Here is an 11,543-nt window from a genome sequence, read left to right on the forward strand (position 1 = left end):
TTGACGGAGAAAGGCCAGAAGTTCTCTTGTTCACTGATGACCGCTTCAGCCCTTGATATTAAAGCACTTACGGAAATGGCGGCATGAAAAACACGCATAAAAAACAAGAAATTGATGGATAGTAGTACAAAGAACACGAAGGAAAACTTACAAAAAAAGAAGTTTTTACAGGGTAATACTATAGGGAACGGGAAGCCAAAAAGTAAGACATTAAGCATTGGTTTATAAAGAGTTATATCACCTCAAAACACATATATCAACAAGAAACCATGAAAAGGGTCAAGTCTTTACTCCTGGCATCGGCCTGCATATGATTGACAGTGAGACAGGTCGCTCCTGCGGAGCCTATCGGTAATATGTTTTTCGAAAGACCAAAGTGTTGCAAGAAGTTTTTTATCTGCGCGACTCTACCTATATCTGCGGATAAAAGGTATTTTCAGGTGTGTGAAATCGACTTTTCATCCTCATGCAGTATCGGGCAATCCATCCTTGACCTTTTTTTATTCTGCGATATAATCCACGGGTGAAAATTAATCCCTTATTTTTTTCTCCAGATAGCGGGAATAAAACAATCTCCTCAAACACACTAAGGTGTTTCAAAAATTAAATTATTCAGGAAATGCGTAATGTTAAAAGAAAAGTTCGGCTTTATCGGCGGCGGTAAGATGGCGGAGGCGCTTTGCAAAGGCATTATCAGGGCAGGCCTTAGCGCCGGCAGCAACATTATTGTTAGCGATGTCCTTGCAGAGCGATGCCGTTTATTAAAAGAAGAAATTGGCGTCCAAACTACACAAGACAATCATGATATTGCCGCCTTTGCAGACGTTATTATCCTCGCGGTGAAACCGCAAATTATCGGTGAAGCGCTTGAGAATATAAAAAACGACATAACTCCCCGTCATTTAATCATATCCATCGCTGCAGGCATTCCCCTGCATTTTATTGAATCAAAACTCAGAGAAAACGTTCGTGTTATCAGGGTCATGCCTAATACACCATGCCTGATTGCCTCTTCGGCGACGGCCTTTGCACCAGGGAAACATACAACGGAAGGTGATAAGAAATTGGCGCACGCGATATTTAATGCCGTCGGAAAGGTTTTTCAACTTGAGGAAAAATATTTGGATGCAGTTACAGGGGTAAGCGGGAGCGGGCCTGCCTATGTGTATATGTTTATTGAGGCATTATCAGACGGCGGGGTAAAAATGGGACTTCCAAGAGAAATAGCAACGGCCCTTGCGGCGCAGACAGCATTGGGCGCAGCAAAAATGGTGCTGGAAACCGGGCAACATCCCGCACAGTTAAAGGACGCCGTCACCTCGCCTGCAGGAACAACTATTGAAGGTGTGAGCAAATTAGAAGATGGCGGATTACGTGCCGCTGTCATAAATGCAGTAGAAGCCGCCGCTTTAAAATCTAAAAAATTGGGAGAATTATTATAACATGAAAATAAGCGCCATACAAAAAGAAACAGCAGAACTTGCAGTCAATACATTAAAAATGCTTTCCGCCGACGCAGTTGAAAAGGCGCAATCAGGGCATCCGGGATTGCCTATGGGGTGTGCGGATGTTGCGTTTGTTCTTTGGACACAGTTTTTACAATTTAATCCGGAAGACCCGAATTGGCCCAACCGGGACCGGTTTATCCTTTCCGCAGGCCATGGTTCTATGCTGCTCTATTCCTTATTGCACCTCTATGGATATGACCTGTCGCTGGATGAAATAAAACAATTCCGGCAGCTTAACAGTAAAACACCGGGACATCCGGAATACGGCCATACCCCTGGCGTGGAAGTCACTACAGGCCCTTTGGGGCAAGGATTTGCAAATGGCGTTGGAATGGCAATAGCAGAACGTTTGCTTGCGGCACGGTTTAATAAAGTTGGCAAAAAAATTATCGGTCACACCATTTACGGGGTTGTAAGCGATGGAGATCTGATGGAAGGAATTTCCTCCGAGGCTGCTTCCATTGCGGGGCATCTTGGGCTTTCCAACATTATCTACCTTTACGACAACAACCACATCACGATAGAGGGAAACACCTCACTTGCTTTTACAGAAGACGTGGCAAAACGTTTTGAAGCATACTCATGGAAGGTTTTTAAAATTGACGGGCACAATCATAATGAAATTGCGAATGCCATACAATCTGCTCAAAATGAAAAAGAAAGACCCTCTCTTATTATCGCGACAACCCATATTGGAAAAGGGAGTCCGAATAAGCAGAACAATGCGTCCGCTCACGGGGAGCCGCTTGGAGAAAAAGAACTTGCATTAACAAAGGAAAATATCGGCTGGTCAAAAAACCCGGCTTTTTACGTTCCTGATGAAGTAAGGCAACTATGCGCTAGCCGCGTAAAAGAGTTAAAAGATGTTTACGAAAACTGGCAAAATGCCTTTCATACCCGCTTAAAAGAGGATCCGGATTTTTCCGGAGAGTGGAATGCTTATATGAATAAAGCTATCCCGGACAACCTTGAATCTAAGCTGCTTGAGACCATCAAAAAAGATTCAGTCGCAACAAGGGCTGCTTCCGGAGATATGATGCAGATAATTGCACAGCAAATACCGTCCTTCATCGGCGGCTCTGCCGATCTTAACCCCTCCACTAAAACGTTTATTAAGGGGTCGCCTGCCATCAACAAAAATTCATTTATTGGAAAAAATATCCACTTCGGGGTTAGAGAACACGCCATGGGCGCTGTTCTCAACGGCATGGCGCTTTATGGCGGCATTATTCCCCATGGTTCCACGTTTCTGATATTTTCCGACTACATGAGACCTTCTATCCGGCTTGCTGCGTTGATGAAGCTTCAGGTAATTTATGTATTTACCCATGACAGCATATTTCTCGGAGAAGACGGCCCAACGCATCAGCCGATTGAACAGCTACCCTCCTTGAGGCTTATTCCAAACCTGTTGACAATAAGGCCTTCGGACGCAACCGAAACGGCTGCGGCCTGGATAACGGCGCTGAATCACAAAAACGGTCCAACAGCACTGATACTTACCCGCCAGAATATTCCGGTTATTGACCGCTCTGTGTATCCTTCGTCAGAGGGATTAAAACACGGCGCCTACATACTAAAGGATTCCATGGGTACTCCGGATATAATCCTCATGGCGTCTGGGTCCGAGGTATCAATCGCCCTTGAAGCAACACTAAAACTGCAGGAAAAGGGCGTTGCTGCACGTCTCGTAAGCTTTCCTTGTTTAGAATTATTCAGGAACAACCCGGAGGCATATAAAGACAATATCCTTCCACCGTCATGTACAAGGCGTGTCTCCATTGAAGCAGCGGCAAAAGGAATCTGGCATGAATTTACTGGCATCAATGGCCTTATCATCGGAATTGACCACTTTGGTGCATCTGCTCCCGCAAAGGCCCTGGCAGAACACTTTGGATTTACCACAAAAAATATTTTAAATGAGATTGAAAAAAAGTGGGGTATATAAACATTGACGAACTTTGTGTACGCGCGTGTGCTTTGCGGTTAAAATCCCATTGATTGCGGCGTTATCGCTCTATGTATAATTTAAACTGGCAGAGACTTTTTGTAATAGTGTTTTTTGGTTAATTGTTCATGACTACTGAAAATGTAAAAATTTGCCCAAAATGCGAATCCGAGTATTATGCGCATATTTCTTTATGCGCCGACTGCGGAGTTCTCCTGATAATGCCGGAAGAGGTTGAAAAAGAAAGAAAGAAAAAGCCGGACATTCCCGCGTCTCACCACGATGAATTGGTCACCATCAGGGAAGAAGGGAGAGAAAGCGTTCGTGAGTTATCGGATTTACTTTTAAGAAAAGGGCTTTTTTCTAAAATTGTCTTAGCCCCTGGCTGTAGTACGGGAAAGTGTGGATGCCGGTATCTTCTCTTGACAACAAAAGGGAATGCTCTCGCCGCACATAACTGTATTGAGGAATTCCATACACAAAAGTATCCTGAAATCAAGGCCTCTCAAGACTGGGAATCGCAGGGAAGATGCCCTGCTTGCGGTTATAGTATTCGTGCTGATACGAAAGAATGCCCTGACTGCGGATTGTTACTCATCATTGAAAAGTGATTGCTTATCGGGTATAGGTTAATTGCGATTTGTCAATGAAAGGCGCTGGATTGGATCGATGACCTGGGGAAGGGTTCCTCTTATAAAATTTCCATATGCACGTTTATTAGCGTTCATTGGCGGTTATTTTATTAACCGCGATACACGCAAATAGAAGCTAATGAATAACGAATATCGAAGTATAAGAAAACTTCATAATTCGATATTCCTTGTTCGATATTAGTTATTGGAGTCCATTTAAAAAATATCAAAAACAACTTAATGCTTATGGGAAGGTGCCTCCGTATTGCACTTGATACATTAAGCGCAATACGGAGTCTCCGAAATCCATTTATATTTGTATTTACTCGTGCTTGTGGTCCTTACTTACTTCCTTTTCGCATTCAAAACAAAAATACGTTACACCGCACTTGTGACCCTCGCCCACCTCCTCCTTGCAGGCATAGCAGAAATGGGTAAGGCCGCAAATGTGTTCATCCCCGACTTCTTTTTCACACTCGTAACAATAATACGTTAAATCACAAATATGTCCAGCGCCTACTTCCTCCTCGCAGTTCAGACAAAGTGTTGTTACGTTGCAAATATGCCCATCTCCCACCTCTTTTTTGCAATCGGGACAAAAAAATGTCAAATCACAGATATGATTAGGTCCAACTTCTTCGACGCATTCATGGCAAAATTGCGTTGTGCCGCAAATATGCCCGGAACCTGCTTCCCTTCCGCATTGACTGCAATAGGTAGTAATGCCGCATATATGATTTTCTCCCACGACTTTGCCACATATGGAACAGGTGCTTGTTTTTGCAGCAGACACCTCCGTTTTTGCGGCAGAAGGTGTTTCTGTCACGACTTCTTCTTTCTTCTCCTCTGTCACAACATCTTCTTCCGGTACTTTAACCCCTAAAGGTTCTGCCGCTTCTTCTATTGTTTCTGCTTCTACCGGTTCCGGAACAGCTTCTACTGTTTCTTCCGCAGGAGCCACTTCCGTTATTTCTTCCTCTTCAACGATCCCTTCTATTTCCACTGGTTCAGCAACAGGTTCCGCCGTTTCTACCGCAGGAGCGTCATAAGGCACAACTTCTATCTTTACTTCCGGCGCCTCTTCTTCCACCTGTGTTTGCGTGGAAACGCAAGATGCGAGGGAAAACGACATGCCTATTAACGCGGCAACCACTAAATAGCCCTTTTTCATTCCTTTTTTTCTCCTTTTTAACAAATTAAAGATAACTAATCTTTCACGCTATAATTCATTATCGATTCCAGATCATCCGGTATTTCTCTCTTCTCTATATCCACTCCGGCGGCAGAGAAAAACTTCTTTCTGACAGCATCAAAAGTGATTTTCGAAAGCGATCTTTTATCTGTAACATCTCCAAATATGCCAAGTTCAATACAGCCTGCAGCCATGGTAGCATGCCCACCCGCGTTCATAAAGCCAAATGCTTTTTGCAATAATGACGCGAGATTAATCCTGGAATCTACACTCCTCGCCGATAACTGGACCTTGTCTTTGTCAATGCCGAAGACGAGCACCGTAGAAATACCTTCCATTTGCAGCATCAGTTCGGCTGCCTGCGGTAGCGCATCGCGGTCGGTTATGAATTCTACGAATGAGGTTAAGTATGCCCCTCGTACTTCACGGTTTCTTATTGCTCTTCCAATGATATCCATCGTTTCTGCGCTCATGGGGGGATTTTCAATTTGGTTTAAGAGCCCCACATCTACCAATGGAGAAAGATAGGCTGCCGCGTCAAGGTCTTCAGTGGTTGTGTTCCTTGTAAATCCACTGGTATCTACTCTTATACCATAGCGAAGTGCGGTCGCAAGCGGAACGTCCGGCGCTATTCCCAGATACCTTAAATACCTTGTCATAATGGAAGAATTGGCGCCAATACCAGGCATTATTTCAACAAATTCCCCTTTTACAAGGCTAATATCCGTTTGGTGATGATCTATAATGACATGAACGTTCGTATCGGGCGGCAATATATTATTTTTCGAAGGTATAGAGGCTTCTATTAACGCTATTTTATCAACAGAGTTAATAATACTTAGCGATTCGTCGGGAGTATTGAGTCTGATAAGGTCTGTTTGCAACAAATTGACCAGCGCCTTATTTTCCTGATGGCCAATGTTCCCCCCATAATAAATCTTTGATTTAATGCCGTATTCCCCGGCAATACGTTTGAGCGCAAGCCCGGAGGCAATAGCATCGGGGTCGGGATTGTTCTGTAAAAAAATAGCCAATCCGTTATTCGTTGCCTCCCGGAGAACTTTAACCAGTTTCGAGGCAGACCTTCTTAGTTTTGCAGATTCCAGTTCATTGAGAATCGCATCCGAAAGTATCCTGACGGATTCAACAGCACGGTCGGCTCCGGCAGCCATTGATTCAGAGGATTCTTTATCGTCTGTCACTTGCGTTAAAACAAATTTATCAGGGAATAATTCCTTGATGCGTTTTATTAAGGCAAGGTTTTCTTTAGGATTTTTTTGTAAAATAATAAAGGCTACGGGGTCTTTCCCCGGCAAAGAACTGAAGTTGTAGTCATAAATATCTGCGGTTATCGTGGTGATATTAAATTCTTTTAAGGCATTTAAGGCCTGTTCATCCTTGTCTATTACAAGTATTTCCTCTTCACCGGATTTGCTTAAATTTTTAACCAACGCCCTAGCAACACAATCGCAACCAAGGATTATATACATAATTTTATTTCCTTAAAAGATTGAATCCTATTTCATAACGCAACGCAGTAAGCAAGCAGCAAAATCCCTCGTAAGAAAACCTGCCTCTATCCATGCCGGGCATGGCAGACGTGAGTGAACAAGGGGGAGGAACAAGGGGATTGTAAAAAAAGCGAGTCCGGTAAAAAATTTTTTTACCGGACACTATCCTGATAATTCAACAAAACGTTAGCCAATTATACGAATATGTTTTTTTCAAGTCAACATTAAAAACAACGGACAATAAATTTAACCTTTTACAAATATTGAGGTTACAATAAAAACAAGGGGGCAAAATACTTGTTTTGCTGAAATTATACACTAGTTTTGCCTTGAATAAAAGGCTTGGTGTTAAGTAACATCATGTATCGAATATTTTCAAGGTCTTTTTATCAGACAGAGGCTTCATTCCGCCGCTATTTTTAACCCCTTTTTTTTCGGATATTTCACTATGTCATTAACCGAAGTCATCAAAAAAGCAGGCATTTCTGAAGACCGGTGGCAGGAATCTATTGACAAACATGATGTTGCCAGAGAAGAGTATGAGGGCATCTCCTATTACCGGATAATGAGAAAGGTCGGCCCTTTGGGAAAATGCTCAATCGTTACCTGTGCGGGCATTATTTTTGACTTTCCAAGGATTGCAAGAATATTGCATCTGGAGAACGGATTAAAGAATGCGTATGCGCAACCTTTTTATGTTGAAGAAAAGGTTGATGGTTATAATGTGAGAATTGTTTGTATCCGGGGAAAAGTACTCGTCTTTTCACGAGGTGGATATGTTTGCCCCTTTTCTACAGACAGGATAGCTGATTTTCTGGATATACAAAAAATATTTGCCGATCACCCCGACCTAATTGTTTGCGGGGAATTTGCGGGTCCCGATAATCCTTACAATATTGAATGTCCCCCTTACGTTAAGGAAGATATACGCTTTTTTGCCTTTGATTTAATGCTGAAAAATACTTCTCGAAACCTTCCTGTTGAAGAGCGGTTACGAATCTTCGATAAATATGGCATGCCTACCGTAAGGCGATTCGGGCGTTTTTCTTCTGCAGATATCCTTGCCCTAAAAGAGATTGTTAAAGAATTAGATGATGCAGGCAGCGAGGGTATTGTTTTCAAACCAACGTGTAAAGAAGAAAAGACCCTGAAATATGTTACTTTCGGGTCATGCCTGCGCGATATACGCTGCAACGCTCCACTCATGGCGGAAATAGCGTCAGAATACTTTACTCATCGTATAATCCGGGCAGCTATGTATCGTTATGAGCAATCCCATGAATTAAACCCTAAAGATTTTACTGCCCTGGGTGAAGCATTATTAAAACCCATTTACGAAAGTGTGAAAAAGGCTGCGGACGGAGAACTTATCAGGGAAGAGTTTCTTCTCCGTTTTCGTGAAGAGGAAAACATTCAACGGATGATGGATCATTTGCAGAAACGCAAGGTACATTTTGAAATACTATCGAAGGAAAAGGCAGGCTTTTATTGGCAGGTACGTTTCGCCAGGAAATGTTACGCGTCGTATGACACCCTGCAAAGCCATTTAGGTGGAATGGCACATGTAGACTGATTTTTTGCAAGCCAGCATAGCATGAGATAAAAAATACGAAGCACGAAATACGAAACAAATTCAAGAAAGCAAAATCCCAATGGAAAACCCTTGGAGCTATTCAGCATAAACATTACACGACTCCCTGCGGGTTCAGGGTTACAATCCATGGCAGACATCAGAAACTTTTTAATTGAAACAAGAGACAACCCCGAAATCTGGAGAGATAAACGCAGGCGGAACTGTGAAATAAAAGAAAACTTTTGGGGTCCTTACAAATTTGAAACACGAGTTGAAATTTTAAAACGAATTTTAAAAGCACAGCGAACAATACAGGCTACCGAATGCATTGAATTAATCACACATCAGGAAATGGTGCTGATTCAATACTATTGGTTCAGAGATAGTTTTTTCAAAACCAAAGTATCCCAAATTTATAATCACATATTCAAAACTCAAATTGAAGTGCGCAAACAAGAAGAAAAATTCAAACAAGAGGCAGGCCTGCTTAAAAAGTCCTGCAAGCAGGAGCCAAAGGATGTGGAGTTAATCCAAGACCTGTTAGCGCTGCAAAAAGGATTTCCGCTACAATCCCTAACGCAAATAACAACATAACAAGTGTGCAAGAAACATTACAGAAATATCTCAGAGCATTTGAAAAACTAAGAATAGATAGAGCACACGGCATTGCTCCGCATAAACCCATTCTTCTACTTTCTATATTACAAACATTTCAGATCGGAATAAACAACTCCCAAAGAATTTACATCAGTCCCGAATTAGTTGCTTTATTCAAATCCAATTGGAGTTTATTGGTTATTTCAAATCACGATTGCCGATTTGCATTACCATTTTATCATTTAACAAGCGATAAGTTTTGGAAACTAATTCCAAAACCGGGCTTTGAAAATATTCTTCAACTCTCTGCATCCCTGCGAAGTTTTGCAAACCTAAATGCAGCAGTTGATTTTGCTGTTACAGATGAAGATTTACTTGCTTTAATGAATGATAAAAAAAGTAATGGAATATTACAGCAGTTTTTATTGGATAAATACTTCCCTGAAACTTAATGCAATTTTGGTAATTCGTCAGGTGGGCATCAAAAACTATTTAATGATATTGAGAATAAAATTTTAAACGAACCATCGGAAGAATACAGGCAAGAAATAAAGAACTTAATGGAGCAAAAGAATGAGGAAGGGATTTTTTTAAGATGTTGTTTGTTTAAAAGAGAAATACCAAAAATCTACAACAACACTTGTTGTATTTCTGGAATGAGAATAGATGCTACCATTTCTGTATCAATGGTGGATGCTTGCCACATCGTTCCATTTAGTGCGAGTTATGATGATACAGTAACTAGATGTCATGCTATTCATAAGCTGACGGACAAACGCCTTTCGCCCTGTGTCATAATTTCCGGGCGCTCAAGAAGTTTTCCAGGCCAATATTTTTCACCCTTCCAATAAACCATGGTCATCTTTGTTTTCATGGTACGCTCCTACATTGCGCCAATAGGTTAATTTACCGTAATATTATTGCAAATAGCCTGTGATTTCAAAAACGGATGGAGAGATATACAAAACCGCTGGCTCAGCAGCTTTTTTTCGTATATTTTCTGCGCGAGCGCATTGTTTTGAAGAACTGCCGCCCTTCCCTTAATCTTCTTTTCCGTTCCACGGGGTCCTGAAGCATTTTTTTTACTATTCTCAGAATAATGCGTGGTCTGAAGTAGAATTTTTTATAGAATTTTTCCGTCCAGAGGATGATTTCTTCTGCAGGGAGGTCCGGATACTCTATGTTGCATAGCTGATGTCCGGAAGAACTTAACATAGTGCCGGTCTTTAAGTATCCGTTCTTTTCGCAATAATCATAAAATTCAGTGCCCGGATAAGGCGATGCTATAGATACCTGCATCGTGTCAGGGTCCATCTCTATGGCAAATCGGATGGTGTCTTCCATTGAAGACCTGTTCTCCCCCGGCAATCCCAGCATAAAAGTGCCATGAATTTGTATGCCGAGACTTTTACATTCGCCGGTAAACCGTTTGGCCTGATCAATCGTAATCCCTTTTTTAACGTTTTTCAGAATTTCATCATTGCCGGATTCATAGCCTACTACGAGCAATCTGAGGCCGCCTTCCTTCATCTGTTGTAACGTTTCGCGGTCGAGGTTTGCCCTTGATGTGGCAGACCATGTAATTCCAAGGTCCTTTACCTTCCGGCTAAACTCCTGCACCCTTTTTCTGTTTGCGGTAAATGTGTCGTCGTCAAAAAAAATCTCTTTCACTTCGGGAAACCGTTCCTTGCAATACATCAGCTCCCTGATAACATTATCAACGCTCCTTACGCGATACTGATGTCCCATCATCGTTTGTGGCCAAAGACAGTAAATACATTGTGAGGGACAACCCCGTCCGGAATAAATCGACAGGTACGGATAGCGCAAATAAGGGATTTCGTAATCTTTATAGTTCAAATCACGCTCATAGATTTTCGTAACAAAGGGAAGGGAGTCCAGATCGGTAGTAAATCCACGGTCAGCATTATGAACAACGCCCGAACCATTCAGGTAACTTATCCCTTTCACCTCTTGCAACGCTTTGCCTTCCGCAAGTTCCTTAACGGTAATGTCGAACTCCCCCCTTGCAACAATGTCCACAATCCTGTCCTCACGCAACGCATCTTCCGGCTGTATAGTAACGTGCGGACCAACAAAACAAATGACCGATTCCGGATTGGCAGCCTTTATCTTTTTGGCAGTTTCTCTGTCAATGGATAATGTGGGGGTATTTGTGTACATCACAACCAGCTCATAGTCCCCTGCAAGGGAAACGACCTCATCAATCTGCAGCCCTTGCGCTGGTGCGTCAACGACTTTGCTTCCAGGGATGAGTCCCGCGGTATAACACAGCCACGTGGGATACCAGAAGGAACGCACTTCCCTGCGAGCCTGATAGCGGGAGCCGGCGCCGCCGTCAAATTGGTCGAAACAGGGTGGATTTAATAAAAGTGTCTTTTTTATCATGTTTAAAATTAACGCATTTTTTTATTTGATTTGCAATCTTTTTTTTGTATTATCAACGCTTTGCAAAAATAAACATACAACCACGTGCAAGGTCTATAATAACAAATAGTTAGAAACCGGAGAGGTTTTTGCCAAACATTGTTGTTCAGGAAGTGCTTGTAAAATGTAATTAT

Annotated in this window: 9 protein-coding genes; 6 read left to right on the forward strand and 3 right to left on the reverse strand. The window is 42.2% G+C overall.

Annotated features, from left to right (window positions below):
- Window positions 1-626: 626 nt before the first annotated feature.
- From proC to QZT26_RS04405, 3 genes are all read left to right on the forward strand, one after another.
- Complete coding sequence (proC, locus tag QZT26_RS04395; protein ID WP_099324977.1) at window positions 627-1,442, forward strand: pyrroline-5-carboxylate reductase; 816 nt, start codon at window positions 627-629, stop codon at window positions 1,440-1,442.
- A 1-nt stretch (window position 1,443) separates the two neighbouring features.
- Complete coding sequence (gene tkt, locus QZT26_RS04400; RefSeq protein WP_099324976.1) at window positions 1,444-3,456, forward strand: transketolase; 2,013 nt, start codon at window positions 1,444-1,446, stop codon at window positions 3,454-3,456.
- A 128-nt stretch (window positions 3,457-3,584) separates the two neighbouring features.
- A complete protein-coding gene (locus QZT26_RS04405; protein WP_295100932.1) occupies window positions 3,585-4,067 on the forward strand; it encodes a hypothetical protein in 483 nt (160 codons plus the stop codon).
- Window positions 4,068-4,410: 343 nt separating this feature from the next.
- Here QZT26_RS04405 and QZT26_RS04410 read toward each other — a convergent pair whose 3' ends face one another.
- Together QZT26_RS04410 and QZT26_RS04415 are read right to left on the reverse strand one after the other, a co-directional pair.
- Entirely contained in the window at window positions 4,411-5,259 is an 849-nt protein-coding gene (locus tag QZT26_RS04410; protein ID WP_099324974.1) for a hypothetical protein, read from the reverse strand.
- A gap of 35 nt (window positions 5,260-5,294) precedes the next feature.
- Window positions 5,295-6,770, reverse strand: coding sequence for a DHH family phosphoesterase (locus QZT26_RS04415; protein WP_099324973.1), 1,476 nt, complete (start codon window positions 6,768-6,770; stop codon window positions 5,295-5,297).
- Window positions 6,771-7,239: 469 nt separating this feature from the next.
- Between QZT26_RS04415 and QZT26_RS04420 the strand changes: the two genes are divergently transcribed.
- From QZT26_RS04420 to QZT26_RS04430, 3 genes are all read left to right on the forward strand, one after another.
- Window positions 7,240-8,364, forward strand: coding sequence for an RNA ligase (locus QZT26_RS04420; RefSeq protein WP_099324972.1), 1,125 nt, complete (start codon window positions 7,240-7,242; stop codon window positions 8,362-8,364).
- Between the two features lie 147 nt (window positions 8,365-8,511).
- A complete protein-coding gene (locus tag QZT26_RS04425; RefSeq protein ID WP_295100937.1) occupies window positions 8,512-8,958 on the forward strand; it encodes a hypothetical protein in 447 nt (148 codons plus the stop codon).
- A 5-nt stretch (window positions 8,959-8,963) separates the two neighbouring features.
- Window positions 8,964-9,413: a hypothetical protein gene (locus QZT26_RS04430; protein ID WP_099324970.1), complete on the forward strand. Its 450-nt coding sequence runs from the start codon at window positions 8,964-8,966 to the stop codon at window positions 9,411-9,413.
- A gap of 523 nt (window positions 9,414-9,936) precedes the next feature.
- On the opposite strand, the gene hpnJ is transcribed toward QZT26_RS04430, so the two are convergent.
- A complete protein-coding gene (gene hpnJ, locus QZT26_RS04435; RefSeq protein ID WP_295100940.1) occupies window positions 9,937-11,370 on the reverse strand; it encodes a hopanoid biosynthesis associated radical SAM protein HpnJ in 1,434 nt (477 codons plus the stop codon).
- Window positions 11,371-11,543 lie beyond the last annotated feature (173 nt).

It is taken from the genome of uncultured Candidatus Kuenenia sp. (genome assembly GCF_900696675.1).
GTDB lineage: Bacteria > Planctomycetota > Brocadiia > Brocadiales > Brocadiaceae > Kuenenia > Kuenenia stuttgartiensis_A.

Excerpts from the sequence above, each read along its gene's own strand:
- QZT26_RS04415 (WP_099324973.1), bottom strand. The coding sequence starts at position 6,770 with ATGTATATAATCCTTGGTTGCGATTGTGTTGCTAGGGCGTTGGTTAAA.
- QZT26_RS04410 (WP_099324974.1), bottom strand. The coding sequence starts at position 5,259 with ATGAAAAAGGGCTATTTAGTGGTTGCCGCGTTAATAGGCATGTCGTTT.
- QZT26_RS04425 (WP_295100937.1), top strand. The coding sequence starts at position 8,512 with ATGGCAGACATCAGAAACTTTTTAATTGAAACAAGAGACAACCCCGAA.
- tkt (WP_099324976.1), top strand. The coding sequence starts at position 1,444 with ATGAAAATAAGCGCCATACAAAAAGAAACAGCAGAACTTGCAGTCAAT.
- hpnJ (WP_295100940.1), bottom strand. The coding sequence starts at position 11,370 with ATGATAAAAAAGACACTTTTATTAAATCCACCCTGTTTCGACCAATTT.
- QZT26_RS04420 (WP_099324972.1), top strand. The coding sequence starts at position 7,240 with ATGTCATTAACCGAAGTCATCAAAAAAGCAGGCATTTCTGAAGACCGG.
- QZT26_RS04405 (WP_295100932.1), top strand. The coding sequence starts at position 3,585 with ATGACTACTGAAAATGTAAAAATTTGCCCAAAATGCGAATCCGAGTAT.
- proC (WP_099324977.1), top strand. The coding sequence starts at position 627 with ATGTTAAAAGAAAAGTTCGGCTTTATCGGCGGCGGTAAGATGGCGGAG.